Origin of the sequence: Paenirhizobium selenitireducens ATCC BAA-1503 (genome assembly GCF_000518785.1) — a bacterium.
Lineage (GTDB): Bacteria > Pseudomonadota > Alphaproteobacteria > Rhizobiales > Rhizobiaceae > Allorhizobium > Allorhizobium selenitireducens.
In genome coordinates, this window is the sequence record NZ_JAEG01000006.1 from 273,951 (window position 1) to 298,530 (window position 24,580).

The 24,580-nt window shown below is 63.8% G+C and carries 27 protein-coding genes; 18 read left to right on the forward strand and 9 right to left on the reverse strand.

Annotated elements, in window-relative coordinates; translation table 11 throughout:
* Positions 1-3: 3 nt before the first annotated feature.
* On the reverse strand, positions 4-1,161 hold the full coding sequence (locus tag L867_RS24885; RefSeq protein WP_037172921.1) for a tetratricopeptide repeat protein: 1,158 nt from the start codon (positions 1,159-1,161) through the stop codon (positions 4-6).
* Between the two features lie 8 nt (positions 1,162-1,169).
* Positions 1,170-1,823 (reverse strand): thiamine phosphate synthase, encoded by a 654-nt coding sequence (locus L867_RS0108725; protein ID WP_028736520.1) that lies wholly within the window; start codon positions 1,821-1,823, stop codon positions 1,170-1,172.
* A gap of 104 nt (positions 1,824-1,927) precedes the next feature.
* Here L867_RS0108725 and L867_RS0108730 point away from each other — a divergent pair, with 104 nt between their 5' ends.
* Both L867_RS0108730 and L867_RS0108735 read left to right on the forward strand, forming a co-directional pair.
* Positions 1,928-2,695, forward strand: coding sequence for a sulfite exporter TauE/SafE family protein (locus L867_RS0108730; protein ID WP_028736521.1), 768 nt, complete (start codon positions 1,928-1,930; stop codon positions 2,693-2,695).
* An 83-nt stretch (positions 2,696-2,778) separates the two neighbouring features.
* Positions 2,779-3,039, forward strand: coding sequence for an ArsR/SmtB family transcription factor (locus tag L867_RS0108735; RefSeq protein ID WP_028736522.1), 261 nt, complete (start codon positions 2,779-2,781; stop codon positions 3,037-3,039).
* Positions 3,040-3,173: 134 nt separating this feature from the next.
* Here L867_RS0108735 and L867_RS26775 read toward each other — a convergent pair whose 3' ends face one another.
* On the reverse strand, positions 3,174-3,350 hold the full coding sequence (locus tag L867_RS26775) for a YdcH family protein (protein WP_037172923.1): 177 nt from the start codon (positions 3,348-3,350) through the stop codon (positions 3,174-3,176).
* A 237-nt stretch (positions 3,351-3,587) separates the two neighbouring features.
* Here L867_RS26775 and L867_RS0108745 point away from each other — a divergent pair, with 237 nt between their 5' ends.
* The 6 genes from L867_RS0108745 (at position 3,588) to L867_RS0108770 (ending at position 7,541) form a co-directional block, all read left to right on the forward strand.
* Positions 3,588-3,791 carry a YdcH family protein gene (locus tag L867_RS0108745; protein WP_028736523.1) on the forward strand — a complete coding sequence of 68 codons (204 nt, stop codon included), beginning with the start codon at positions 3,588-3,590 and terminating at the stop codon, positions 3,789-3,791.
* 19 nt (positions 3,792-3,810) lie between these two features.
* Entirely contained in the window at positions 3,811-4,311 is a 501-nt protein-coding gene (gene purE / locus L867_RS0108750) for a 5-(carboxyamino)imidazole ribonucleotide mutase (RefSeq protein ID WP_028736524.1), read from the forward strand.
* Positions 4,308-5,375, forward strand: coding sequence for a 5-(carboxyamino)imidazole ribonucleotide synthase (locus L867_RS0108755; protein WP_028736525.1), 1,068 nt, complete (start codon positions 4,308-4,310; stop codon positions 5,373-5,375). The genes purE and L867_RS0108755 overlap by 4 nt, the downstream gene beginning before the upstream one ends.
* A 176-nt stretch (positions 5,376-5,551) precedes the next feature.
* Complete coding sequence (gene ykgO / locus L867_RS0108760) at positions 5,552-5,677, forward strand: type B 50S ribosomal protein L36 (protein WP_003497670.1); 126 nt, start codon at positions 5,552-5,554, stop codon at positions 5,675-5,677.
* Between the two features lie 119 nt (positions 5,678-5,796).
* Positions 5,797-6,408 (forward strand): tetratricopeptide repeat protein, encoded by a 612-nt coding sequence (locus tag L867_RS0108765; protein ID WP_028736526.1) that lies wholly within the window; start codon positions 5,797-5,799, stop codon positions 6,406-6,408.
* A gap of 89 nt (positions 6,409-6,497) precedes the next feature.
* Entirely contained in the window at positions 6,498-7,541 is a 1,044-nt protein-coding gene (locus L867_RS0108770) for an alpha/beta fold hydrolase (RefSeq protein WP_051438889.1), read from the forward strand.
* 81 nt (positions 7,542-7,622) lie between these two features.
* Here L867_RS0108770 and pyk read toward each other — a convergent pair whose 3' ends face one another.
* Both pyk and L867_RS0108780 read right to left on the reverse strand, forming a co-directional pair.
* Positions 7,623-9,062, reverse strand: coding sequence for a pyruvate kinase (gene pyk, locus L867_RS0108775; RefSeq protein WP_028736528.1), 1,440 nt, complete (start codon positions 9,060-9,062; stop codon positions 7,623-7,625).
* Complete coding sequence (locus L867_RS0108780) at positions 9,062-9,508, reverse strand: DUF1036 domain-containing protein (protein ID WP_028736529.1); 447 nt, start codon at positions 9,506-9,508, stop codon at positions 9,062-9,064. The genes pyk and L867_RS0108780 overlap by 1 nt, the downstream gene beginning before the upstream one ends.
* A gap of 232 nt (positions 9,509-9,740) precedes the next feature.
* On the opposite strand from L867_RS0108780, the gene L867_RS0108785 reads away from it, so the two are divergent.
* Both L867_RS0108785 and L867_RS0108790 read left to right on the forward strand, forming a co-directional pair.
* A complete protein-coding gene (locus L867_RS0108785; protein ID WP_028736530.1) occupies positions 9,741-10,541 on the forward strand; it encodes an N-formylglutamate amidohydrolase in 801 nt (266 codons plus the stop codon).
* 152 nt (positions 10,542-10,693) lie between these two features.
* Positions 10,694-10,960 (forward strand): DUF2312 domain-containing protein, encoded by a 267-nt coding sequence (locus L867_RS0108790; protein WP_028736531.1) that lies wholly within the window; start codon positions 10,694-10,696, stop codon positions 10,958-10,960.
* Between the two features lie 84 nt (positions 10,961-11,044).
* On the opposite strand, the gene L867_RS0108795 is transcribed toward L867_RS0108790, so the two are convergent.
* Both L867_RS0108795 and L867_RS0108800 read right to left on the reverse strand, forming a co-directional pair.
* Positions 11,045-12,745, reverse strand: coding sequence for a DUF882 domain-containing protein (locus tag L867_RS0108795; RefSeq protein ID WP_104368086.1), 1,701 nt, complete (start codon positions 12,743-12,745; stop codon positions 11,045-11,047).
* 311 nt (positions 12,746-13,056) lie between these two features.
* The gene (locus tag L867_RS0108800; protein ID WP_028736533.1) at positions 13,057-14,601 is read right to left on the reverse strand and encodes a sigma-54-dependent transcriptional regulator; all 1,545 of its coding nucleotides are present in this window, start codon (positions 14,599-14,601) and stop codon (positions 13,057-13,059) included.
* Between the two features lie 237 nt (positions 14,602-14,838).
* Here L867_RS0108800 and L867_RS0108805 point away from each other — a divergent pair, with 237 nt between their 5' ends.
* The 4 genes from L867_RS0108805 to L867_RS0108820 are packed head-to-tail and all read left to right on the forward strand — an operon-like array spanning position 14,839 to position 18,772.
* Complete coding sequence (locus L867_RS0108805; RefSeq protein ID WP_028736534.1) at positions 14,839-16,695, forward strand: M3 family oligoendopeptidase; 1,857 nt, start codon at positions 14,839-14,841, stop codon at positions 16,693-16,695.
* A 21-nt stretch (positions 16,696-16,716) separates the two neighbouring features.
* A complete protein-coding gene (locus tag L867_RS0108810; protein ID WP_028736535.1) occupies positions 16,717-17,874 on the forward strand; it encodes an aminodeoxychorismate synthase component I in 1,158 nt (385 codons plus the stop codon).
* Positions 17,859-18,488 (forward strand): aminotransferase class IV family protein, encoded by a 630-nt coding sequence (locus tag L867_RS0108815; RefSeq protein WP_028736536.1) that lies wholly within the window; start codon positions 17,859-17,861, stop codon positions 18,486-18,488. The genes L867_RS0108810 and L867_RS0108815 overlap by 16 nt, the downstream gene beginning before the upstream one ends.
* The gene (locus L867_RS0108820; protein WP_028736537.1) at positions 18,488-18,772 is read left to right on the forward strand and encodes a YciI family protein; all 285 of its coding nucleotides are present in this window, start codon (positions 18,488-18,490) and stop codon (positions 18,770-18,772) included. The genes L867_RS0108815 and L867_RS0108820 overlap by 1 nt, the downstream gene beginning before the upstream one ends.
* Before the next feature lie 25 nt (positions 18,773-18,797).
* Here L867_RS0108820 and L867_RS0108825 read toward each other — a convergent pair whose 3' ends face one another.
* Positions 18,798-19,085, reverse strand: coding sequence for a type II toxin-antitoxin system RelE/ParE family toxin (locus L867_RS0108825; RefSeq protein WP_028736538.1), 288 nt, complete (start codon positions 19,083-19,085; stop codon positions 18,798-18,800).
* A 1-nt stretch (position 19,086) separates the two neighbouring features.
* Positions 19,087-19,332 (reverse strand): ribbon-helix-helix domain-containing protein, encoded by a 246-nt coding sequence (locus L867_RS24895; RefSeq protein ID WP_037172933.1) that lies wholly within the window; start codon positions 19,330-19,332, stop codon positions 19,087-19,089.
* 72 nt (positions 19,333-19,404) lie between these two features.
* On the opposite strand from L867_RS24895, the gene L867_RS0108835 reads away from it, so the two are divergent.
* From L867_RS0108835 to L867_RS0108850, 4 genes are all read left to right on the forward strand, one after another.
* Complete coding sequence (locus L867_RS0108835; RefSeq protein WP_028736539.1) at positions 19,405-20,304, forward strand: heme-dependent oxidative N-demethylase family protein; 900 nt, start codon at positions 19,405-19,407, stop codon at positions 20,302-20,304.
* A gap of 113 nt (positions 20,305-20,417) precedes the next feature.
* The gene (locus L867_RS0108840; protein WP_028736540.1) at positions 20,418-21,863 is read left to right on the forward strand and encodes a homospermidine synthase; all 1,446 of its coding nucleotides are present in this window, start codon (positions 20,418-20,420) and stop codon (positions 21,861-21,863) included.
* Positions 21,864-22,071: 208 nt separating this feature from the next.
* Positions 22,072-22,434, forward strand: coding sequence for an outer membrane lipoprotein Omp10 (gene omp10 / locus L867_RS0108845; protein ID WP_028736541.1), 363 nt, complete (start codon positions 22,072-22,074; stop codon positions 22,432-22,434).
* A 211-nt stretch (positions 22,435-22,645) separates the two neighbouring features.
* A complete protein-coding gene (locus L867_RS0108850) occupies positions 22,646-24,490 on the forward strand; it encodes a 5'-nucleotidase C-terminal domain-containing protein (protein WP_028736542.1) in 1,845 nt (614 codons plus the stop codon).
* Positions 24,491-24,580 lie beyond the last annotated feature (90 nt).

Sequence of the window (24,580 nt, forward strand, 5' to 3'; positions counted from 1 at the left end):
CCGTCAGCCGCGCCGGAACCTGTTCGCCGCGTCGATGGCCTTCTTCTGCTCCTCGTCGGTCAGTCCGAGATAGAAATCCTCGAGCGCCGGATCCTTCAGGCCGGCCCGCCGGGACAGCACATACCACTTGGCAGCCTCGATCGGGTCGGGCCGCGTACCGAGCGCATTGACATAGAGATGGGAAAGACGATTCTGCGCGATGACATTGCCGCGATTCGCAGCGATCTTCAGCCACCGAAAGCCTTCCTCGTAGTTCCGCTCGCCGGCAATGCCGTTGACCATCCAGATGCCGATGTCGAGCTGGGCAGTGTCGAAGCCCGCCCGTGCCGACCGATCGAGCCAGTAGCGCGCCTTGTTGCGCTTGTCCTCGGGCAGATCCTTCAGCGATTCGTAGATCTGAGCCACGGCATATTGCGCATCGGCGATACCGTCCTCGGCCGCCTTCTCGTAATAGGGCAAGGCGAGGGAAAGACCCTTGGCCCCGGGATTGTCGGCAACCAGGGTCTGCGCCCAGTTGAACTGCGCCGAGCCGTTTCCTGCGTCCGCCGCCTTGCGCATGTATTCGTCGGCCTTGGCCTTGTCGTGCGGGACGACCTTGCCTTCCATCAGCAGCATTGCGTACTTGAACATCGCCGCCGGATCGCCGCCGGCAGCCGCCTGGCCATACCAGAAGGCCGCCCCCTTCAAGTCCTTCTTGATGCCGAGGCCCCGGTCCATCAGTTCGGCAAGCAGCGTCTGCGCCGCCGGATCGCCGAGCTGGGCGCGTGGAAGAGCCTTGTCGACGGCCGTCAGGAAGAAGCCACGCTGGAAGGCGCCATAGGCCTCGTCGACCTTCCCCTTGTATTCGGGCTCGGGCGGCACGTCCGGCAGGGGAGCTCCCATGCGGGCGTAGATATTGATGCCTTGCGGCTCATCCCCCTCCATAGCCTTTTGCTCTTCCGCGGCCTCGGAGCCTGGACGCGCACTGCGGTCGAGCGTTCCGTCAGACGACGCCGGCTGATCCCCGCGCTCGAGCACCCGCACGTCGGACGGCGCGAGCGGCCGCATCGGCGGGCGATCGAACGCCTGCTGCGCATGCGGGGAACCCGGCACGGCGACAAAGGCTGCGAGACACGCAGCAAGAGCGAACAGCACGGGCCGATGGAAAAGACTTGAGCGCATGATGCGTATCAATCTTCAAACCGTGGCGCTTTTTCGTCAAGCTCGGCATTCACCCGCGCCACGACCGTCGCAGCAAGTGCGGGATCGGCAAAAACCGCCTCGCGCAGCGCCACGAATTCGACGCCGGCTTCGGCGACGGCGACGGCGGAGGCCGGATCCTGACCGCCCATGACGATGCTGGGGATGGCGATCATCGACGACCACCATTCGCCGAGCGCCAGATTCTTCGAATGCGCCTCCGGCTTTATGTCGCCGTCGAGCTTGCCGAAGAAGATATAGTCGGGCTGCGCCTCGCCGATCTCCAGCGCATGGTGCCTGTCCATGGCATTGCCGCCGCCGACGATCATCTTCGGCACATGTTTCTCGATCGCATCCGCAAGTGCTGCCGCATTGCCGCTGATATGCAGGCCGTCGGCCTTGGCCCGTCCCGCAACCCGGCTGTTGTCGACGATAAGGGCGGCGGCCCCGGCATCCTGGATAAGCGGCACCAGCAGTTCGGCATGCTTCTGGAAGGCTGCGTCATCAAGGCCGTATTGCGGGATGATGACCGACGCGACGTCGCCACCCTTCAGGGCATCGCCGACCACGCGCGCCTTTTCCTCGGCGTCGGCGATGTCGGGAACGATCAGGACGAGACGGCAGCGATCTTCGGGACTGGTCATAAGTGGATCCGTTTTCCGGAAGGACGCAGCTTTGTCCGCGTCCTCCCTCGTTTTGCGTGAGTAAATCCGATAGACCGGTCCTTCAAAAGGATCAACCGAAACAAATGAGTCCCGATCTGCTGTTCTATGCCGCGGCCATTCCCGCAGTCGCTCTCGTCGGCCTGTCGAAAGGCGGCCTGGGCGGAGCATTCGCCCTGATCGGCGTGCCCTTGCTCGCCATGGTCGTGCCTCCGATGCAGGCGGCGGCGATCTTCCTGCCGATCCTGCTGGTCATGGATGCGGTGGCGCTCTGGGCCTGGCGGCGGCATAACAACCGCCCCACCCTGCTGGCCATGCTGCCCGGCGGCATCCTCGGCATCGCGATCGGCTGGGCCACATCCGCCTATGTTTCGGTCAACGTCATGCGCCTGCTGCTCGGCGGGATTTCGGTGCTGTTCGCCTTGCGCTATTTCATCGAAGCGGCCCGCAAGTCCTCGAAGACGACGCCTGCCGCAGCACCCGAGCGGCCGGTGGCGGCGACCCTGTGGGGCACGCTGTCGGGCTATGGCAGCTTCGTCGCCCATGCCGGCGGCCCGCCGTTCCAGATCTACACCCTGCCGCTGCGCCTCGATCCGCTTGCTTATACCGGCACCAGCACCCGCTTCTTCGCCATCATGAACGCGGTCAAGGTTCTTCCCTATTTTGCGCTCGGGGAACTCAGCGCCGCGAGCCTTTCGCTGTCGGCGACACTCCTGCCGATCGCCCTCGTCTCGACGCTGATCGGTGCCCGGCTCGTGCACTATCTGAAGCCCGCCCTTTTCTACCCGCTGATGTATGGCATGGTGCTGATTGCCGGCAGCAAGCTGCTCTATGACGGGATCACCGGACTATAGACAGACAGACTAGCCGGCACGCGGCAATTGCTGCACTGCACAACGCGCTTGCCGGAACCCCGAGATTGACGTAACCTGAAGCCATGTCGAACCTGGACCCCTTCGTTGCGATCGCCGACCCGCACCGCCGGCACCTGCTGGAGGTGTTGAGGCGTGCACCGCGAACGGTCAACGAACTGGCGAGCGGTCTGCCGATCAGCCGCCCCGCCGTCTCCCAGCACCTCAAGGCGCTGCTCGACTGCAATCTCGTGACGGTGACGTCGGAGGGAACGCGGCGGATCTATTCGGTCAACCGCCCGGGCTTCGACCGCCTTAACATGTGGCTTGACCAGTTCTGGTCGTGACTTTTCCGTCAAGGCAAAAAGAAGCCCCGAAAACCGCTCTGGTTTCCGGGGCATTGATATTGTCAAATCTCAGTGGATTTTCCGCCGGCCGCAATCTGCCTTGAGGCGATCTCCAGCCGGCGTGCATGGGAAAATCAGTGTCTGGTCGACGCCCTGAGGCGCTCCATTTCGTCCTTGATACGCAACTTGAGGCGCTTCAGTTCGGCGATGTGCTGGTCATTGATGGAGGGAGACGTAAGAGCGGTATGGAGCTTCTCCTCAAGAGCACCGTGCTTCTTTTCGAGCGATTCAAGATGAGCCTGCATGGTCATTTGACACGTCCTTCCTTTCGCCTACCTCCAGCCCTCACAACGCTGGAGTTTCAGGCTTTGCGAAAGTAATGTGACACGAAGAATGGGTTTTGTCGAAGGCGAAATGGGGGAGAAAGCGCGGCAAATTCACTGATAGGGATAACTTCCCGTTACCAGTATTTGATGATAGGAGCTTGCGCGAATCTTGGACGCATCCCACAAAATGGATACGTTGAAAGCGAGAATGGGGACACGATAATGGCCGATCAGGAACAGGCGGACATTCGGCTGGCGCTCGCGCGGCTCCGGCAGGAGCACGAGGACTACGACGCCGCCATCAATGCCATGATCGTCACCGGCTGCGACGCACTGAGAATCCAGCGGATGAAGAAGAAGAAGCTGGGAATCAAGGACAAGATGACCTCCCTTGAAGACCAGATCATCCCCGACATCATCGCGTGAACAGGCAAGGACCGCCACGATGACCGAAGAACGCCCGCCTGTCGCCATCATCATGGGCAGCCAGTCCGACTGGGAAACCATGAAGAACGCCGCCGATACGCTGGACGTGCTCGGCGTCGGCTACGAGGCGCGCATCGTTTCGGCCCACCGGACCCCCGACCGCCTGGTCGCCTTTGCCAAGGGCGCCCGCGACGAGGGCTTTCAGGTCATCATCGCCGGCGCCGGCGGCGCGGCCCATCTTCCGGGCATGACCGCCGCCATGACGCCGCTGCCGGTCTTCGGCGTTCCGGTCCAGTCGAAGGCGCTTTCCGGCCAGGACAGCCTGCTGTCCATCGTCCAGATGCCGGCCGGCATTCCGGTCGGCACGCTGGCCATCGGCAAGGCCGGCGCCGTCAATGCCGCGCTGCTGGCTGCCGCCGTGCTGGCATTGCATGACGAGGATCTCGCCGAACGGCTCGACGAATGGCGCGCCCGCCAGAGCGCCGCGGTCGCCGAATACCCGATGGACGAAACCCCATGAGCGCCCGCACGATCGGCATCATCGGCGGCGGACAGCTCGGCCGCATGCTCGCCATGGCCGCAGCGCGCCTGAACTTCCGCACCGTGATTCTCGAGCCGCAGGCCGGCTGCCCCGCAGCCCAGGTCGCCAACAGCCAGATCACCGCGGCCTATGCCGATCCGCTGGCGCTTGCCGAACTCGCCGCGGCCTGCGACATCGTCACCTACGAATTCGAGAATGTGCCGGTCGAGGCCGCGGAAACGCTGGCCCGCAACGTGCCGGTCTATCCGCCGCCACGCGCGCTGGAAGTCGCCCAGGACCGCCTGACGGAAAAGCGCTTCCTCAACGGTTGCGGCATTCCGACCGCACGCTTTCACGCCGTCGACAGCCAGGAAGAGCTCGAAGCCGCCCTCGCCGATTTCGGCGGACAGGGCGTGCTGAAAACCCGCCGCCTCGGCTATGACGGCAAGGGACAGCGGGTCTTCCGCTCCCCGGCAGACAGCCCGGAAGGGGCGTTTGCCGCGCTCGGCAATGTCCCGCTGATTCTCGAAAGCTTCGTGCCCTTCGAGCGCGAGATCTCGATCATCGCGGCGCGCGCCGTCGACGGGACGGTCGCTGCCTATGACCCGGCCGAGAACGTTCACCGTGACGGCATTCTCGACACCTCGACGCTTCCGGCGCGAATCGATTCGCAGACCGCCGCGGCCGCGCACGAATCGGCCGGGAAGCTTCTGGCCGCCCTCGACTATGTGGGCGTGGTCGGAATCGAATTCTTCGTGCTGCCCGACGGCAGTCTGGTCGCCAACGAGATCGCCCCGCGCGTTCACAATTCCGGCCACTGGACAGAGGCCGCCTGCGTGGTTTCGCAGTTCGAACAGCACATCCGGGCGATAACCGGGCTGCCGCTCGGCGATCCGGCCCGCCATTCCGATTGCGTGATGACCAACCTGATCGGCGACGACCTGAACGACGTTCCCATGTGGCTTTCCAGGCCGCATGCGCTGGTCCATCTCTACGGCAAGACCGAGGCTCGGCCCGGCCGCAAGATGGGTCACGTCACCGAAATTACGCGCGCCAAGGGCTGAAAAAGCCGGAAAAATCCGGGTTCTCGCCGTTGAATCAGGGCGGGGCCGGTTGACACGAAGGGTCGGGACGGAGTATCTGCCACCAACCCTTTAAGAGCGCGCCCCGTAGCGCGCTTTTGATTGATCGAGACAATGGCGGGTGAACCATTCGCCGATAACCTTTGCGGACCAGTAAAATGAAGATCAAGAACTCGCTGAAAGCGCTCAAGGCCCGTCATCGCGACAACCGTCTGGTTCGCCGCAAGGGCCGCGTATACATCATCAACAAGCAGAACCCGCGCTTCAAGGCTCGTCAGGGCTGAGGCATGGGCGCCGCTTTCGGGCGGTGCTGCTTTTTCGCCTGACGGGACCTTGCGGTCCAATATCGTCGATAGCGAAGAATTGAGTTTGAAAGCCGGCGCAAGCGGATTACCTTATCCGCATGCGCCGTTTTCGTATTTGTGCCCCACTCGTCACCCTCCTGCTGCTCGCACCCTCCCATGGGTTGCCTGCCCTGGCGCAGGACGGCGCTTCGGAAACCGTCTCGCTCGATTCGCCGGCCGTAAGCCCGGCACCGAAGGGCGTGGACGAACTAATCACCGAACTGAAACGGGAGCGCGATCCCGAAGCGGCCAACCGCATCACCGAAGACCTCATGGAGACGTGGAACGACTCGGACAGCGCGACGGTCGATCTGCTGATGCAGTGGGCGCTGACGGCCGCCTCCGAGAAGCGCAACGCCGCAGCACTCGATTTTCTCGACCAGGCCATCGTGCTGAAACCTGACTTCGTCGGCGCCTGGAACCAGCGGGCGACGCTTCACTACACCATGGGCAATTACAAGAAGGCGGTCTCCGACATCAATCGCGTGCTGGCGCTGGAACCCCGCCATTTCGGCGCGCTGGCCGGCCTTGCCGCGATCCTCAGCGAGCGCGGCAGCGAGGAGATGGCGCTGAAGGCCTGGGAGCGCTACCTCGAGATCTACCCTGCCGACCGCCAGGCCCAGGAGATCGTGATCAAGCTCTCGGAACAACTGGCCGGCAGCAGGACGTGATTCCCCTGCCCAACGGCCGCCGATCCGCAGCCCCTCCGTCCACCACCCTTCCTCATCCGCCCCGGCCTCGAACCGCCCGCATCCGCTCCATGCTGCTCACCGCCCTCACCTCCCTCGTCGCCATTGCTTCGGTCTCTGCCGCCGGCACGGCACTGCGCGCCCGCGCCATCGAGGCGGATGCCGCCAATATCGGCACACCCGCCGATGTCGGAGGCTTTTCCATGAACGCGCTGCATGTCCCGGCGGGCGCCGATGCCGAGCTGCCGCCGATCGTCTTCATTCATGGCGCAAGCGGCAATCTGCGCGACCAGGCCACAACCTTCCTCGGTCCCCTTGAGGGCCGCGCCGAGCTGCTTTTCGTCGACCGCCCGGGCCATGGCTATTCCGAGCGCGGCGGGCCGGAGAACGCCTATCCGGACGGTCAGGCGTCAGCCATCGCCCGCCTGATGGAAAGGCGCGGCATCAATCGCGCCATCATCGTCGGCCATTCCTTCGGCGGTGCCATCGCCGCGAGCTTCGGTGTGCTCTATCCGGAAAAGACCGCCGGGCTGCTGTTCCTTGCGCCGGCCACGCATCCCTGGCCGGGCGGCGTCGACTGGTACTACAATCTGGCCTCGACCCCGGTCGTCGGCCCGCTCTTCTGCCACACCATTGCGCTCCATGCCGGCATGGCGCGGCTCGACGCGGCAACCCGCGGCGTCTTTGCCCCCAATCCCCGGCCGGAGACCTATGTCGGCGACACGGCCCCTGCCCTCGTGCTGCGACCGGCCGCCTTCTGCGCCAACGCCACCGACGTCGCCAATCTTCAGGGCTACGTCACGCGCTTTGCCGAGCGCTACCGCGAGATCACCGCGCCGACGGTGATCGTCACCGGCGACAGCGACGACATCGTGCTGGAAGAGATCCATTCGCGCGGGCTGGCGCGCGACATTGCAGGCTCCGAGCTCGTCTGGATCAAGGGGCTGGGCCACAAGCCCGACTATGCGGCTCGGGACCTCGCCATCGCCGCGATCGAGAAGATTGCAGGCCGGCAACGCGACCTGCAGGCCATGGCACGGGAACTGGAGCCGAAGCTTGCCGCGACCCGTGTTACGCCGCCGGCCACGCGCCGGGGATTGCAGGCCGGCCAGTAGACCGGACGCGATCGACCGACCAAAGTCCAAAAGAAAAGCCGCCCGGAGGCGGCTTTCCAGACGTAGTGGCCAGATCGACCGTCAGATACCCGACAGGCCGTCCGAACCGATATAGGCGATGCGCAGCATGTTGGTGGCGCCCGGCGTTCCGAGCGGCACGCCCGCCGAGATGATGACGCGGTCGCCCGGCTTGCCGAAACCTTCGGCGACGACGATGCGGCAGGCGCGGTTCACCATGTCGTCGAGATCCGTCGGCTCTTCGGAGACGACGCAGTGCAGGCCCCACACGACCGACAGGCGACGCGCCGTCTGGATGACCGGCGAAAGGGCGATGATCGGCACTTCGGGACGCTCGCGCGCGGCGCGAAGCCCGGTATTGCCCGACGAGGTGTAGCAGACGATGGAGGTGAGCTTCAGCGTCTCGGCGATCTGGCGGGCGGCGAGCGAAATCGCGTCAGCACCCGTTGCTTCCGGCTGGGCGCGCTGGGCGTAGATGATGCCCGGATAGTGCGGCTCGCGCTCGACCGTGCGGGCGATCGACGCCATGGTCGAGACCGCTTCGACCGGATACTGACCGGAGGCCGATTCGGCCGACAGCATGACGGCATCCGCGCCTTCGAACACGGCGGTCGCGACGTCGGAGACTTCGGCGCGGGTCGGCACAGGCGCCGAGATCATCGATTCGAGCATCTGAGTCGCGACGACAACCGGCTTGCCGGCGCGGCGGCAGGCGCGGATCAGCTGCTTCTGCAGACCGGGAACGGCTTCCAGCGGCATTTCCACGCCGAGGTCGCCACGCGCCACCATCAGCGCGTCGGACAATTCGATGATCTCGTCGATTCGCTCGATCGCCTGCGGCTTTTCGATCTTCGACATCAGGCCGACGCGGCCTCGGGCGATCTTGCGCACTTCGGCAAGGTCTTCCGGGCGCTGGATGAAGGAGAGCGCCACCCAGTCGACTTCATTGGTCGCCAGCACGGCATCAAGGTCGGCATGGTCCTTGTCGGTCAAAGCGCCGACGGCGAGCAGCGTATCGGGCAGGCTCACGCCCTTGCGGTCGGAAATCTTGGTGCCGGAAACGACCGTGGTAACGATGCTCTTGCCGTCGCACTTTTCAGCGCGCAGGTGCAGCTTGCCGTCGTCGATCAGCAGGCGATGGCCCGGCTTCACCGAGGTGAGGATTTCCGGGTGCGGCAGGAAGACGCGCGTATTGTCGCCCGGCTCATCCTTGTTGTCGAGGGTGAAGGTCTGGCCCGGCTTCAGTTCCACCGTGGTGTCGGCAAACTTGCCGACACGCAGCTTCGGCCCCTGCAGGTCGGCGAGAATGCCGATCGGGCGGCCGCACTCGGCTTCGACCGACCGGATCTTGGCAATCAGGCTGCGCATCACATCGTGGCTCGCATGGCTCATGTTGATGCGGAACAGGTCGGCACCCGCCTCATGCAGCTTGCGGATCATCGCTTCGTCGGACGAGGCCGGCCCAAGCGTTGCGAGGATCTTCACTTTGCGATTACGCTTCATCAGTTCTGGCTTTCCTGCGTGCCGGGCGTATCGGAAAGCTGGACCATCCAGCTTCCCTGACGGCCCGTGTCGTATTCCTTGAATCCCATCTGCTGGTAGCCCCGTGCGAAGCAGTCCTGCACGCCGACGATCTTGAACTCGTTCTCGGCGGTGCACATGTTGATGTCACCCGTCCAGCGTCCGCCGCGGGCAGCATCTTCGGCATAGAGATAGTAGTAGCGGGATTGCAGTTCGCCCTCGATCAGCGTCGCGCAGGTGGAGGCCGGAACCTGCCACCAGCCTTCGGTGATCCAGCCTTCCGTCGCGCGGTAGCCGATCGCCACGCCGACAAGGTTCTGCGTACCGTTGCAGACCCTGAATTCGGCATGGGCGGCGCCTGCCGCAAACAGCGGCGCAATCAATGCGCTGGCGATGAGAAATTGTCTGAGATGACGCGCGCTCCCCAGGGCGCTTGGAATTCTATCTTGCTTCAGCACGGTTTCCGCCGGAACTCCATGTTTGTGCGTCGACTGCTTTCTTGCGATGATGGTCGAGGAAAGTCAACGCAATTCTAATCGATTATATTTTTGACATAAACCATCGACCGCGATCTTGGCACAAACGTGGCCGGGACGAAAGCTTGCGCTCGCCTTTCCCCCATGTCATCAAACCGACACCCCCCTTTTTCGGCAGCACCCGATGCAAGACTTCACGCCTTTCGAAATCCTCCCCGGCCGGCATGACCGTGGCCTTGTGCTGCTCGCAGACCATGCGATGAACCGCCTGCCGGAGCGCTATGGTCGCCTCGGACTGCCCGAGACCGCATTTTCCCGGCACATCGCCTACGATATCGGCATCGAGGCGCTGACCCGAACGCTTTCGGCAAAGCTTGGCGTTCCCGCCGTCCTCGGCTGTTTCTCGCGCCTGCTGATCGATCCGAACCGGGGCGAGGACGATCCGACGCTGATCATGAAGATCTCCGACGGCGCGATCATACCGGGCAATCACCCGATCAGCGCCGAGGAATGGAATCACCGCATCGAGACCTTCCACCGGCCCTACCACGATGCCGTCAGCGGAACGATCACTCGCACCGCTGAGGCGACCGGCCACGCGCCGCTGGTCCTGTCGCTGCACTCCTTCACCCCCGCCTGGAAGGGCGTGCCCCGCCCCTGGCATGCGGCAGTGCTCTGGGATACCGACCACCGGGCCGTCGAGCCCCTGATCCACCATTTGCGCGCGCCCGGCGATATCGTCGTTGGCGACAACGAGCCCTATGACGGCGCCCTCAAAGGCGACACCATGTACCGTCACTGCATGATGACGGGCATTCCGCACACCCTGCTCGAGGTTCGGCAGGACCTGATCGGCGACGATGCGGGCGTTGCCGCCTGGGCCGACCGGCTCGCGCCGATCTTCGAAAGTCTCAATGCCGATCCGGCGCTGCACAGCTACGAACGCCATGCGTCGCGCACCGGCCCCTATCCCGAACAGGGGTGACTTGGCACGGAGCCTTCGTTCCCTCGTGCCGGCGACGACGGGATTTTAGCCGCGCGCCGGAAAAAGCACGCACGATAGGTCTTGACGCGAGCCGCGCTTCGCGGCAGGTCAGCCCCACCGAATGAAATTGCCGCTATTCAAGGAGAATGCCCATGTCTGATGCCGCACACGGCGTCGCCCGCGACCAGCTCCGCGCCTTCGTCGAGCGCATCGAGCGCCTCGAAGAAGAAAAGAAGACCATCGCCGACGACATCAAGGACGTCTATGGCGAAGCCAAGTCCATGGGCTTCGACACCAAGATCCTGAAAAAGGTGATCGCGCTGCGCAAGAAGGACGAGCAGGAACGCATGGAAGAGGACCTCATCCTCGACACCTACCTGCATGCCCTCGGCATGATAGAGACCCCGCCGGAAGAATAATCCGGCCCATCGCTTGCAGACGAAAAAACCCGCCGGATCGCCCGGCGGGTTTTTTCATGGAAGTCATTTGAGAGACCGCCGTTCTTACGGGGCGCCGAAGCGGCTCGGATCGACGGCAACCGTGCCCTGCTGGAAGCCGACCGGCAAGGCCGCGGTCGGAGCCGACAGCGAGCGGCTGACGACGCGTGGCGCCTTGTTGGTCTTCTCGACCTTCTCGAAACGGTCCTGGTTGAGGGCCCAGTAGGAAATCATGTCTTCGGTCAGACGACCGCCGGTCATCGCCATCCGCGCCTTTTCGGCTTCCGCCTGGCTCGGGCGCTTGCCCTTGGTCGGTAGGCCAGCCTCGATGCCGTTTACCGGAGCGGCCTTCGGCATGTCGAAAGCGTCGCCGAATTCATCCTGGTCAGCGGCGGGCTTCGCCTGGGGATCGACCGATGCGACTTCGACGGCAGGCGCTTCCGCCACGGGCGCCGCAGCGCTCGCGACCGGGGCTTCCGGACGCTCTGCCGGCATCGGCATGTTGCTGTCTTCGAGTGCTGCAGCAGCTTCCGGCGATAGGATGGCCTGCTCGATCTCGTCGGCCTCTGCCTCCGCCTCGCCTTCGGCGCCGGCAAGCAGGGCTTCGGCGACGGCCGGACGCGCGACCGGCACCGGCACGGATGCCAGCTCGCCTTCCTGCGCACCGGCAAGGGCCGGATCGACAGAGGCTGTCATCAGCTCGGACGTATCCGCATCACCCTTCATGCCGCGCGGGCCGAGAAGCGTGGGGACGGGTATCTTCATGGCCTGGAGGTCGGGAACGCCGGCCTCGGCCGCCGGCTCGCCCGAAGCGACCTGCGACAGCGCGTCCTCGGCCGGATTGCGCGCCGACGAATAGAGCGCGACCGCAAGGCTGTTATCGGCCGGCGTCAGCGACGGGCGGGCAGCAGGCACCGGCGCATTGAGCGCCACGGTCGGTTCCGGCATTCTCAGTTCGGCCTGCGGCGGCGGTGCCGCGCTTGCCATCATCACCGGTTCGGACGCTGTCACGACGGGCTGCGGCGCAACGGCGGGACGTTCGTCCGGAACGACGACGTCTTCCTCTTCGTCCTCGTCGCCGCCGCCGAACAGCATGGCCAGCAGGTTCTTGCGCTTGCCGCCGCCCGACTTTTCTTCGGCGATCATGATCTGCTTGGAACTCAGCCGCTTCTTGTATTCTGCGAGCGCCTGCTGGTAGCCAGGAAGGGGCTTGCCATCGGAGGGAATGTGGACGGTCTTGCCGTCGGGGAACAGGCGGACCAGTTCCTGGCGCGACATGCGCGGCCAGGCGCGGACGCCGGCGACATCCATGTGGACGAAGGGCGAACCGGAATTGGGGTAATAGCCGACGCCGCCGGCCTGCGCCTTCATCCCCAGCTCGCGCAGCTTCTTCAGCGGCACGCCCGGAATGTAGAAGTCCATCGCCGTGCCACGCATGTGCTGGCTTTCCTTGGCGACGCCCTTCGAGCGCGAGCGCAGCATGGAATTGGTTTCCGGCGAGCGGTAACCGGAGACGACGTTGATGTAACCGCTGCCGCCGGAGCGCTGATAGACCTCCCAGACGAGGTCGAACAGGCGCGGATCCATCTTGGTCGGCTGGTTGCGGCGCCAGTCGCGGACGATGTAGCTGAGCTGCTTGAGCCCCTTGGCATCATAGCGACCGTTGCGCTTGAAGGTGATTGCCGCCTTCTCGCCGGTATGAACGAAGTGGATCTTGAGGGTGCGAGTCTCGGCGGATGCCTTTGCGGCCGTGCCAAAAAGCATCATGCAGCTGACGAGAAACAGGGCGACAATCGACAGGCCAGACTTCGCGAAGGATCGAGTACGCACAGCCCAAGGACTGCGCCCGATTCCGCCGAGAGGCGCGCTGCGATCATGCGTTGTCAGCAATTCAATCCCCGTCCGAAAGACTACGTCCCGCGTCTACTCAAATGACTGCCAAATGCGGTAACACCATGGCAAATCTGCCACACGCACGCAAGCAATCCATATATAGTGAACGTATGCCTAACAAGTGATTAGCTGTTGGTAAGTGAACAACTTTACCCAACAGTTAACAATGGGGCACGATCGCGGCATCATGCCGCGTGCTTTTGCGGGTCGTCGGGGTCGATTCCGTAGTCCTTGAGCTTGCGATAGAGCGTCGATCGGCCGATTCCGAGCTTGCGCGCCACCTGGCTCATCTGGCCGCGATAGAACTTCAGCGCGAATCGGATCAGTTCCTCCTCGATCTCGGCGAGCTTGCGGACATTGCCGGCTTCGTCGGTGCTGATGATCACATTGGCGGAGAGATCGCCGGACGCTGCAGCCCTGGTCGGCGCCGGCGATTCGACGGTCGGCGCCGGGTTCGGCGCATGCACAATGGTTTCCTGGACCGCAGCGGCCGCGGCATGTCCAACCTCGACGGCACTGCGCGCGCCGGCGGTATCGCCCGACGCGCGGACCGAGGCCATGTGCGCCATGACCTGCGGGAAGTCGCGCTCGCCGAGAACAGGTCCGTCCGCCAGCACGACTGCCCTGAAGACGGCGTTTTCCAGCTGGCGCGTGTTGCCCGGCCAGTCATACCCCGTCAAGAGGGCCAGTGCGCTGGCATCGATTACCAGGGGCTTGGCGAGACGTTGCTCCGACGAGAAGCGCTCGACGAAGGCGCGGGCCAGATGGGGGATGTCCTCCTTGCGGCGACGCAGGGCGGCAATCGTGATCGGAAAGACGTTGAGGCGGTAGTAGAGGTCCTCCCGGAAACGGCTCGCCTTGACCTCCTCGATCAGATCCTTGTTCGTGGCGAGGATCAACCGGACATTGACCTTGCGCGGGCGCTTTCCGGCAGCGGGCTCGATCTCGCCGCCCTGCACGACCGACAGCAGCCTCGTCTGCACATGTGCCGGAAGTTCGCTGACCTCTTCGATAAAAAGCGTGCCGCCCTCGGCTTCGCTGAACTTGCCGGGAACTTCGCCGGACCCGGCCGGGCTGTCCTGGCCGAACAGCACGCCCTCGATCAGGCTATGCGGAATGACGGCACAGTTGACGGTGACGAAGGGACGGGCGGAGCGTTCGCTGGTCGCATGGATCGCCCGCGCCATCATTTCCTTGCCCACGCCGGCCTCGCCTTCCAGCATGACCGGAATGACCGATTGCGCCGCCCGGCGGCCGAGTTCCACCGCGCGCCCCATGGCCGCGCTGGCCGCAACGATATCGCCGAAGCCGACGGTGCCCGTGCGGGCGCGGCGAACCGGCTTGCCCTGCGAGCCGCTGCGGGTAAACTTCAGCGCGCTGTCGATCGCAGCCGCGATGCGCTCGATCGAGCAGGGCTTGACGAGAAAATCGAAAGCCCCGGCCCGCATGGCCTCGACGGCGTGATGCGTCGCCCCCTCCGACGTCTGGACAATCACCGGAACGCTGGCATGCAGATCGCCGAGCGCGCGCAGGAAGCCGTTGCCGGCCCGCTCGGGTGCGGAGAGGTCGACGAGCACGGCCTCGATCTCGTTGCGATGCCTGCGAAACACCTCAAGTCCGGCCTGATCGCTGTCGGCGACGTGCACCGCGTGTCCCAGAGCCTCGATCGCTGTCTTGAGTGAGCGGCGCTGAGCGGCATCGTCATCGATTACAAGGATATGAGGGGTCAAGTTCGAGCTCCCGGATTCATTCTGGCGCTTCATGCGGAATGCGGTCTGCAATCCATGGTGCGGGGGAGCCTGCCAGAAAGGACTGAACATCCAGTTTTGAGAAAAGCTCGCATTTTATCAATCCGATAGCGAAGTTCAGGGCAGCAGCGCGGGGGCATGAGGGAGCCGGCGCTTGCCCCGTCGGGCGCGACTGACTACATCTCCCTCTTCGATCAGTTCGGAAAAGGAAGGACCACCATGCCGAGAGATTTCCAACCCGCCCGCGCCCTGTCCGCAGCGCCTGCCGCGGCCGCAGCCCCGCAGGCCGAACTCGGCGATCTTCCGCTCTGGAACCTCACGCATCTCTACCCTTCGCAGACCTCCGACGTTTTCCTCGCCGACCTCGAACGGGCGGCAACGGATTCGCTCTCCTTTGAGGCGAAGTGGAAGGGCAAGCTGACCGAGGCCGCCGCCACGGCCGGCGAACAGGGACTTGCCACAGCACTGCGCGAGATGGACGCGCTCGAGGACCTGCTCGGACGCATCGCATCCTATGCCGGCCTCACCTACTATTCCGACATGACCAATGCCGCGAACGGCAAGTTCTTCGGCGACGTCCAGGCCAAGCTCACCGACATCTCGGCGCATCTTCTGTTCTTCCCGCTGGAACTGAACCGGGTCGACGACGCGATCGTCGACGCCGGAATGGAGAAGGATCCGGCGCTCGCCCACTACCGTCCGTGGATCGTCGACCTGCGCAAGGACAAGCCCTTCCAGCTGGAAGACCGCATCGAACAGTTGTTCCTGGAAAAATCGATGACCGGGGCCGCCGCCTTCAACCGGCTGTTCGACGAGACGCTGGCCTCGCTGCGCTTCAAGGTCGGCGAACAGGAACTACCGCTCGAGGCCGCTCTCAACATGTTGCAGGATGCCGATCCGGCACTCCGCGAGCAGGCGGCCAAGGCGCTGTCGCAGACCTTCAAGGACAATATCCGCATCTTCGTGCTGGTCACCAACACGCTCGCCAAGGACAAGGAAATCTCCGACCGCTGGCGCGGTTTCGAGGACATCGCCGACAGCCGCCACTTGGCGAACCGCGTCGAGCGCGAGGTCGTCGACGCGCTGGCTAAGGCCGTTCGCGAAGCCTATCCGCGCCTGTCGCACCGCTATTATGCGATGAAGGCGAAGTGGCTCGGTATGGAGCAGATGAACTCGTGGGACCGCAACGCTCCGCTGCCCGAAACGCCGGATCGGCTGATCCCGTGGAACGAGGCGAAGGACACCGTGCTCTCCGCCTACGGCGCCTTTGCGCCGGAAATGGCCGCGATCGCCGGCCGCTTCTTCGACGAACAATGGATCGACGCCCCGGCGCGTGCCGGCAAGGCACCGGGCGCTTTTGCCCATCCGACGGTGCCCTCGGCACATCCTTATGTGCTGCTGAACTATCTCGGCAAGCCGCGCGACGTGATGACGCTCGCCCACGAACTCGGCCACGGCGTGCATCAGGTGCTCGCCGGCGCTCAGGGACCGCTGATGTGCCAGACGCCGCTGACGCTCGCCGAGACCGCGTCCGTGTTCGGCGAGATGCTGACCTTCCGCACGCTGCTCGACCGCACGGCCGACAAGCGGGAACGCAAGGCCATGCTCGCCCAGAAGGTCGAGGACATGATCAATACGGTGGTGCGCCAGATCGCCTTCTACGAATTCGAGCGCAAGGTGCACACCGCCCGCAAGGAAGGCGAGCTGACGGCGGAGAAGATCGGCGAACTGTGGCTGTCGGTCCAGTCAGAAAGCCTGGGTCCGGCGATCCGGATTTCGGAGGGCTACGAGAGCTGGTGGGCCTATATCCCCCACTTCATCCACTCGCCCTTCTACGTCTACGCCTATGCCTTCGGCGACTGCCTGGTGAACTCGCTCTATGCCGTCTACCAGAATGCCGAAGAAGGCTTCCAGCAGAAGTATTTCGAACTCTTGAAGGCCGGCGGCACCAAGCACCATTCGGAACTGCTCGCCCCCTTCGGCCTCGACGCCACCGATCCGTCGTTCTGGGCCAAGGGCCTGTCGATGATAGAAGGCCTGATCGACGAGCTGGAGGCGCTTGATAAGGCCTCCTGAACCGGAGAACGCTCAAGCCCTATGGCTGACCATCCGCCCTATGCGCTGTTCCGTGACGACAAGCGCGGAGAAAGCCTGCTGTTTGCCGATCCGCGCGACATCGTCGTCGCCCGAACGGCCGGCGAGGTGCTGCCCGCCTTCCAGCGACTGGAGGCGGCGCGGCGGTCGGGCAAATGGCTGGCGGGCTATGTCTCCTACGAGGCCGGCTATGTCTTCGAGGAGAAACTGAAGCCGCTTGTCGAGGACGGTCGGGAAACGCCGCTCATCGCCATGGGCATATTCGACGCTCCCGCGCCGGCCGGACATCCGCTTGCGGCACCGGTCGAGACGGACGACGCCCCCTTCATCACCGAGCCGCGTGCCGGCTGGGATTTCGCCGCTTACCGCCAGCGCTTCGAGCGCCTGCACGACCACCTGCGCAGGGGCGATTGCTATCAGGCGAACCTGACGATGCCGATCGAGGCCCGCTGGCGTGGCGATCCACGGTCCGCCTTCTGGTCTTTGGTTGCCCGACAGCCGGTGCACTACGGCGCGCTGATCGATCTCGGCGGGCCGGTGATCCTGTCGCGCTCGCCGGAACTGTTCTTCAAGGTCGATGGCGAGGGCTGGATCGAGACGCACCCGATGAAGGGAACAGCGCCAAGGGGCAAGACGCCGGACGAAGACCAGGCGATCATCGCCGCCATGCTCGCCGACGAGAAGACCCAGGCCGAAAACCGCATGATCGTCGACCTGCTGCGCAACGACATCTCGGCGATCAGCGAGGTTGGCACCCTCTCCGTGCCAAGACTGTTCGAGATCGAGACCTATCCGACCGTGCACCAGATGGTGAGCCATGTGCGGGCACGGCTCGTGGAAGGGACCGGTCTGCCCGAAATCTTCCGCGCGCTCTTCCCATGCGGCTCCATCACGGGTGCGCCAAAAATGTGGGCGATGCGCATCCTCGCCGAGCTCGAGACCGGTCCGCGCGATGTCTATTGCGGCGCCATCGGCTTTTGCGACCCGGCAGGGCCGATGCGCTTTTCGGTGGCCATACGAACTCTGACACTGTTCAAAGATCACCGGGCAGTCTTCAATGTCGGTGGCGGCATCGTCTTCGATTCGAAGGCGGAAGCGGAATACGAGGAATGCCTGTTGAAGGCGCGCTTTGCGGTAGGGGATCAATGGATTTCTCGCTGATCGAAACCATGCGATGGCAGCCGGGAGAAGGCTTTCTCCGGGTCGACCAGCATTTGCGGCGTCTTGCGCGATCCGCAGACGCGCTGGGCTTTCGCCAGCCGCAGGATGCGCTGGCCAAGCTGAAGGCCGCGGTCGAGGGCGACAGTCCGCTGCGCGTGCGCCTCACCATGAGCTTTCGCGGCAAGATCGACGTCACCACCAAACCGTTCGAGTTACAGCCGGATGACACCGTCTGGCGGCTCCGCATCGCCGAAACCCGGCTGAAATCCGATGACAGCCTCTACCGCCACAAGACCTCGCGCCGCGAACCCTACGAGGCGGCGCGCGCCGAGTGCAAGCCGGAAGAGGCCGACGAAGTCCTGCTGCTGAACGAGCGCGGCGAGGTTTGCGAGGGCACCATCACCAATCTCTTCGCCGAGGTCGAGGAAGGCCAGTTCGTCACCCCGGCCCTGTCGAGCGGACTTCTGCCGGGCGTTTTGCGCGCCGAACTGATCCGCGAACGCAAGGCGAAGAGCGAAGTGCTGCGGCCAGAGGATCTCAAATACCGAAAGCTCTATGTCGGCAATTCGCTGCGCGGCCTGATCCGCGCCGAACTCGTGGAAGGCGACGCCTGATGTTCATCCTCTCCCTCACCTATGTGAAGCCGCAGGAAGAGGCGGACCGCCTGATGGAGCCGCACATGGCCTGGGTCCAACAGGGCTACGACACCGGCATGTTCCTAGCCTCCGGCCGTAAGGTACCCCGCACCGGCGGCGTCATCCTCGCCAAGGGCGAGCGGGCCGATATCGAGGCCTTCGTCGCCGACGATCCCTTCGCCGTCCACGGGGTGGCGGACTACGACATCACGGAGGTTGCGCTGACGCGGACGGCAGACGGATTGGAAAGCTTGAGAGGGTAAGGGCGTCCCTCCTGCAGCGGAGTTCTCAAATCCGTGTTCTGGGACGGCGACGGCGTGCATCGAAGACTTCCAAGATCTCAAGGTCTTCGCCCCTGGAACGATAAATGAGAATATAGACGGTGCCGCCGATGACCAGTCTGCGATAGCCCGGTTTGGGCAAGGCGGTACCGAGAGCCGGATTGAGCGCCAGCAATTCGGCCGTTGCGACAATCTCTGAGGCGATGCGAGCCGCGGCCTGCGGATGGTACTGAGCAATGTAGGCGCGAAGGGCAATCAGGTCCAAAAGCGCCGACCTCGCCCAGAGTATCCGCATGTCAGGCAGGTTTTCTGATGTCGGCCTCCGGAGCCTTTCGCTCGTCGGGCGTGCCCCAACTGTTCAGCCAGGCCATCATCGCCTCATTTGAGACGAATAGTTCCGACGGCTCCCGTTCCGCTGCATCGAGGTAATCGTTCAGGGCCTCGGCAGCAATGTCGGAGGCGTCGCGCCGAACCCTTCTCGAGAGAGCATCGAGCCGCTCCTTGAGTTCGACGGGCACATGGACCGAAGCATCATGTTTCATGGTCGGGCTCCTATTCGACTTGACCTCAGATTATCAATTCAGATGATAGTCCGCAAATCGAGATTTGCCGCCATGACCTCACCCACCTACACACCCTATGCCAGCGATACGACCAGACCCTTTTCCATCGGCCTGTCAGCGCTGGATCCGAAACGCTGGATCGAGCCGGACGACGATCTCGGGCGCTATCTCGATGAGAAGCGGCGTCTCGAAACGGACCACTTCGACGACATCTTCCGTGCCGCGCCGGAGAGCCTCGACGCCCAGCAGGAATGTCTCGATCTGCTGGTGGGTCACCTGCTGCAATCCCATGGCGATCGCTACAGCCGCTCAGGCTCGATCATGACCATGGCCGGCCATGCCGTAGACCTTGCGGACGAAAGCCGCCCGCCGCTCCTGCGCGCCGGATCGCTGATCCAGGACGATCTGGTCATCCTGCGCAAGAAGCCCGACGGCTGGACGATCATCGCCGCCCACCTCGCCTTCCCCTCCTCGTGGTCTCTCGCGGAAAAATTCATGCGGCCGATGGCGAAGGTCCACGCGCATGTACCGGGCTTCGAGGGTGGCACGCGCAATGACACGATCATCAACCGGGTGTTCGACAACCTGCAGCCCGACCTGCCGGCCGAGCGATTCAACTGGTCGATCAACTGGCGCTATGCCCTCTATCATCCTGTCAGCATCCGTCCCTCGACCGACCCTGCGTCCGTCGGCATCGACCCGCGCTCGGCCTTCGTCCGCGTCGAGCGTCAGACCCTGCGCAAGCTGCCCATCTCCGGCGACATCGTCTTCACCATCCGCATCTATCTCGACCCCGTCGCCGCCTTCGAGCACCATCCGGACGGCGCCCGGATGGCCGAGGGTCTGGCGGCTCAACTGGAGGCGATGAGCGATGAACAGATCGACTACAAGGGGCTGGCGGAGAAACGCGACGCGCTGCTGCGTTGTCTTCGCTCCGGCGTCTACGCGTGAAAATCCGCCGCGAACGTGCCTCACGATCGAAAAGCGCCCTTTATTGTGTCAGGGTTTTATGATCTAGAACCGCCGATATCAGCGGGCCCAGCCCGCATTGCAAGGAGAAGGAAATGACCAAGCAAACCTATCCGGTGTACGGCGAGATCACCGGCCCGATCGTCATGATCGGTTTTGGTTCGATCGGCCGCGGCACCCTGCCCCTGATCGAACGCCATTTCAAGTTCGACAAGAGCCGGATGGTGGTCATCGATCCCCGCAATGACGAAGCCGAACTGCTCGCCAAGCATGGCGTGAAGCACATCCAGGCGCACATCACCAAGGACAACTACAAGCAGGTGCTGAAGCCGCTTCTGACGGAAGGCGCCGGCCAGGGCTTCCTGGTCAACCTGTCGGTCGATACCGGCTCGGTCGACCTGATGAAGTTCTGCCGCAAGCTCGACGTCCTCTACATCGACACGGTTGTCGAGCCGTGGCTCGGCTTCTATTTCGACAAGAACATGAAGAATTCCGAGCGCACCAACTATGCGCTGCGCGAAACGCTTCGCGCCGAGAAGAAGAAGAACCCGGGCGGTACCACCGCCGTTTCCACCTGCGGCGCAAACCCGGGCATGGTCTCCTGGTTCGTCAAGCAGGCGCTCGTCAACCTCGCCAATGAAACCGGCCTGAAGTTCGAAGAACCGACCGCCGACGATCGCGAAGGCTGGGCCAAGCTGATGAAGAAGCTCGGCGTCAAGGGCGTCCACATCGCCGAGCGCGACACCCAGCTCACCAAGAATCCGAAGCCGCTCAACGTCTTCTGGAACACCTGGTCGGTCGAAGGCTTCATCTCGGAAGGCCTGCAGCCGGCCGAGCTCGGCTGGGGCACCCATGAGAACTGGATGCCGAAGAATGCCAAGAAGCACAAGAAGGGCTGCAAGGCAGCAATCTACCTCGAGCAGCCGGGCGCCAATACCCGCGTTCGCACCTGGTGCCCGACCCCCGGTCCGCAGTATGGCTTCCTCGTCACCCACAACGAGTCGATCTCGATCGCCGACTACTACACGGTCCGCGACAAGGACGGCGAAGTGACCTATCGCCCGACCTGCCACTATGCCTATCATCCGGCCAATGACGCCGTGCTCTCGCTGCACGAAATGTTCGGCAATGGCGGCACGGCCCAGCCGGTGCTGCACGTTCTCGACGAGAACGAGCTGGTCGACGGCGTCGACGAACTCGGCGTGCTGCTCTACGGCCACGAGAAGAATGCCTACTGGTACGGCTCGCGCCTGTCGCTGGAAGAAACCCGCCGCATCGCACCCTACCAGAACGCCACCGGCCTGCAGGTCAGCTCGGCCGTACTCGCCGGCATGGTCTGGGCCATCGAGAACCCGAAGGCCGGCATCGTCGAAGCCGACGAAGTCGACTACAAGCGCTGCCTGGAAGTGCAGTCGCAGTATCTCGGCCCGGTGGAAGGCCACTACACCGACTGGACCCCGCTCGACGGTCGCCCGGGTCTCTTCCCCGAAGACATCGACACCAAGGATCCGTGGCAGTTCAAGAACATCCTCGTTCGCTGATTCGGCCTGAAGAAAGAACAAGCACGCCCGCCGCCCCAAGCGGCGGGCGTTCTGTTGCCAAATGTCAATAAGTCGCTGCCAATCCTGCATATCCGGGCCCCACAACGGCGAGCGGCCTTGCTTTCACCATGCCTTCGCGGCATGGTTTGGCAAAATCAACCAGGCGGTTCGGGACCGTCCGGACGGACACGAAAATGCGGAGACGGCGATGAAGATCAGGTCCATTGTAACTTTGCTGGCATGCGCGGCGACGCTATCCGCCTGCTATTCGAGCGGTCCGCGGCCGCTGCCGACGATCAATCAGGGCCCGACCGTCGATGGCGCCTGGGTTGATCCGAACGGTATCGTCTCGACCTTCCAGGCCGGCACATTCTCGACCCGCACCACCGACAGCAACCAGTTGCTCGCATCCGGCACCTATACGATGGTTTCCGACCGCCTCGTCGAGATCAACATGACCTCTCTCGTGCGCAATACCCAGTCCAAGGTGAACTGCGCCATGGTCACCCCGAACCAGTTGAACTGCACCTCCGATGGCGGCGCCCAGTTCTCGCTCGCTCGCCGCGGCTGAGCTCTGGTTCCTTCATGTCTGCATCAGCAACCGGTCGGCGACAACGCCGGCCGGTTTTGCATTTCCCAGCCATGAGGCGCTTCGCCGCCGCACGCATTTCCCCTTGCAGTCGTGCCCGCTTGATGAAAACATCCCCCTCAAAGACTTTGTGAACGCCGTGGGAATGCCGAGCGGCCTCTCGCGGCCCTATTGCGAAAACAGGAGATAAGCGATGTTGAAACACCTGCGATCTGGCCTCTTGAGTGCCTCCGTGCTCGCCCTTTCAGCCAGTGGCGCCTTTGCCGATTTCGAGCTGAACATCCTGCATACCAACGACTTTCACTCGCGCGTCGAGGCAATCAACAAATTCGATTCCACCTGCTCGGCGGAAGAAGCCGGCAAGAACGAGTGCTTCGGCGGCGTCGCCCGCATGAAGACAGCCATCGACACCCGCAAGGCGGAACTGAAGGACGGCAATGTGCTGGTGCTCGACGCCGGCGACCAGTTCCAGGGCTCGCTGTTCTACACGACCTACAAGAGCGCCCCGATCGCCGAATTCATGAACGGCATCGGCTATGATGCCATGGCGATCGGCAATCACGAATTCGACGACGGGCCGGAAGAACTGGCCCGCTTCATCGACGCGCTGAAGTTCCCGATGGTCTCGGGCAACGTGCTGGCCGGCCTCAACACGCCGATCGCCGACAAGTACAAGCCCTACATCATCAAGGAATTCGGCGGCGAGAAGGTTGCTGTCGTTTCGGTCCTCGCAACCGACACCGACGAGACCTCGTCGCCCGGCGACGACGTACTGTTCATCGACGAGATCGGCTACCTGAAGGATGCCGTGAAGGAGATCGAGGCGGCCGGCGTCAACAAGATCGTCCTGCTCTCGCATGTCGGCTACACCGTCGACCAGCGGATCGCGGCAGCGGTCGACGGCATCGACGTGATCGTCGGCGGCCACAGCCACACGCTGCTCTCCTCCACCGACGAGAAGGCCGCCGGCCCCTATCCGACGCTGGTGAAGAACCCCTCGGGCAAGGACGTGCCGATCGTCACGGCCTATGCCTATTCCAAGTATCTCGGCGACCTCAAGGTCGTGTTCGACGATGCCGGCGCGGTAAAGACGGCCGAAGGTGCTCCGAAGCTGCTCGATGCCTCGGTCACGCCGGATGCGGCCTACACCGCCAAGGTGGCCGAGCTCGGCGCGCCGATCGAGGAACTGAAGAATAAGGAAATCGGCGAGACTGCCGCTGCCATCGACGGCTCGCGTGAAGTCTGCCGCGCCGCCGAGTGCTCGATGGGCAACCTCGTCGCCGACGCCATGGTCGACCGCGTCAAGGACCAGGGTGTCACGATCGCCATCCAGAACGGGGGCGGTCTGCGCGCATCGATCGACGCCGGAACGGTCACCATGGGCGAGGCGCTCACCGTCCTGCCCTTCCAGAACACCCTCGCCACCTTCAAGCTCAAGGGCTCCGACATCGTCGCTGCGCTGGAGAACGGTCTGAGCCAGATCGAGGACGGCGCCGGACGCTTCCCGCAGGTCTCCGGCCTGAAGTATTCGTTCGACAAGTCCAAGCCGGCCGGCAGCCGCGTGGTCTCGGTCGAGGTCAAGGAAGGCGACGCCTTCGTCGCGCTCGATCCGGCCAAGGTTTACGGCGTCGCCACCAACAACTACATGCGCGCTGGCGGTGACGGCTACAAGATCTTCGCCACGGCCGGCGAGAATGCCTATGACTTCGGTCCGGGCCTGGAAACCGTGCTGGCCGACTTCATCGCCAAGAACAGCCCCTACAAGCCCTACACCGACGGCCGCATCACCGAAGTCGCCGGCACGGCGGCTCCGGCGGCATCGACCGAGGCTCCGGCAACAGCAGCCGCACCGGCCGCGGCCGAAGCTGCCGCCACCGCAGCCAAGAAGTACACGGTTTCGCTCGGCGACAGCCTTTGGAAGATCGCGGTCGCAACCTATGGCGACGGCATGCTGTGGTCGAAGATCGCCGAAGCCAACAAGCTGAAGAACCCCAACCTGATCGGCGTCGGCGAGGAACTTGAGCTTCCCGCCAAGTAAGAGGCGCATTGCCGCATCCTGCAGGCCGGCCCGGGCTTTCCCGGGCCGGCTTTTGCTTTTAAGACATGATCCTCAAGACGCTCTCCGACG

What these genes read in the sequence shown, in the direction of transcription:
- L867_RS24885 (WP_037172921.1), bottom strand. Translation starts at nt 1,161, where the DNA reads ATGCGCTCAAGTCTTTTCCATCGGCCCGTGCTGTTCGCTCTTGCTGCG.
- L867_RS0108725 (WP_028736520.1), bottom strand. Translation starts at nt 1,823, where the DNA reads ATGACCAGTCCCGAAGATCGCTGCCGTCTCGTCCTGATCGTTCCCGAC.
- L867_RS0108730 (WP_028736521.1), top strand. Translation starts at nt 1,928, where the DNA reads ATGAGTCCCGATCTGCTGTTCTATGCCGCGGCCATTCCCGCAGTCGCT.
- L867_RS0108735 (WP_028736522.1), top strand. Translation starts at nt 2,779, where the DNA reads ATGTCGAACCTGGACCCCTTCGTTGCGATCGCCGACCCGCACCGCCGG.
- L867_RS26775 (WP_037172923.1), bottom strand. Translation starts at nt 3,350, where the DNA reads ATGACCATGCAGGCTCATCTTGAATCGCTCGAAAAGAAGCACGGTGCT.
- L867_RS0108745 (WP_028736523.1), top strand. Translation starts at nt 3,588, where the DNA reads ATGGCCGATCAGGAACAGGCGGACATTCGGCTGGCGCTCGCGCGGCTC.
- purE (WP_028736524.1), top strand. Translation starts at nt 3,811, where the DNA reads ATGACCGAAGAACGCCCGCCTGTCGCCATCATCATGGGCAGCCAGTCC.
- L867_RS0108755 (WP_028736525.1), top strand. Translation starts at nt 4,308, where the DNA reads ATGAGCGCCCGCACGATCGGCATCATCGGCGGCGGACAGCTCGGCCGC.
- ykgO (WP_003497670.1), top strand. Translation starts at nt 5,552, where the DNA reads ATGAAGATCAAGAACTCGCTGAAAGCGCTCAAGGCCCGTCATCGCGAC.
- L867_RS0108765 (WP_028736526.1), top strand. Translation starts at nt 5,797, where the DNA reads ATGCGCCGTTTTCGTATTTGTGCCCCACTCGTCACCCTCCTGCTGCTC.
- L867_RS0108770 (WP_051438889.1), top strand. Translation starts at nt 6,498, where the DNA reads ATGCTGCTCACCGCCCTCACCTCCCTCGTCGCCATTGCTTCGGTCTCT.
- pyk (WP_028736528.1), bottom strand. Translation starts at nt 9,062, where the DNA reads ATGAAGCGTAATCGCAAAGTGAAGATCCTCGCAACGCTTGGGCCGGCC.
- L867_RS0108785 (WP_028736530.1), top strand. Translation starts at nt 9,741, where the DNA reads ATGCAAGACTTCACGCCTTTCGAAATCCTCCCCGGCCGGCATGACCGT.
- L867_RS0108790 (WP_028736531.1), top strand. Translation starts at nt 10,694, where the DNA reads ATGTCTGATGCCGCACACGGCGTCGCCCGCGACCAGCTCCGCGCCTTC.
- L867_RS0108795 (WP_104368086.1), bottom strand. Translation starts at nt 12,745, where the DNA reads ATGATGCTTTTTGGCACGGCCGCAAAGGCATCCGCCGAGACTCGCACC.
- L867_RS0108805 (WP_028736534.1), top strand. Translation starts at nt 14,839, where the DNA reads ATGCCGAGAGATTTCCAACCCGCCCGCGCCCTGTCCGCAGCGCCTGCC.
- L867_RS0108810 (WP_028736535.1), top strand. Translation starts at nt 16,717, where the DNA reads ATGGCTGACCATCCGCCCTATGCGCTGTTCCGTGACGACAAGCGCGGA.
- L867_RS0108815 (WP_028736536.1), top strand. Translation starts at nt 17,859, where the DNA reads ATGGATTTCTCGCTGATCGAAACCATGCGATGGCAGCCGGGAGAAGGC.
- L867_RS0108820 (WP_028736537.1), top strand. Translation starts at nt 18,488, where the DNA reads ATGTTCATCCTCTCCCTCACCTATGTGAAGCCGCAGGAAGAGGCGGAC.
- L867_RS0108825 (WP_028736538.1), bottom strand. Translation starts at nt 19,085, where the DNA reads ATGCGGATACTCTGGGCGAGGTCGGCGCTTTTGGACCTGATTGCCCTT.
- L867_RS24895 (WP_037172933.1), bottom strand. Translation starts at nt 19,332, where the DNA reads ATGAAACATGATGCTTCGGTCCATGTGCCCGTCGAACTCAAGGAGCGG.
- L867_RS0108835 (WP_028736539.1), top strand. Translation starts at nt 19,405, where the DNA reads ATGACCTCACCCACCTACACACCCTATGCCAGCGATACGACCAGACCC.
- L867_RS0108840 (WP_028736540.1), top strand. Translation starts at nt 20,418, where the DNA reads ATGACCAAGCAAACCTATCCGGTGTACGGCGAGATCACCGGCCCGATC.
- omp10 (WP_028736541.1), top strand. Translation starts at nt 22,072, where the DNA reads ATGAAGATCAGGTCCATTGTAACTTTGCTGGCATGCGCGGCGACGCTA.
- L867_RS0108850 (WP_028736542.1), top strand. Translation starts at nt 22,646, where the DNA reads ATGTTGAAACACCTGCGATCTGGCCTCTTGAGTGCCTCCGTGCTCGCC.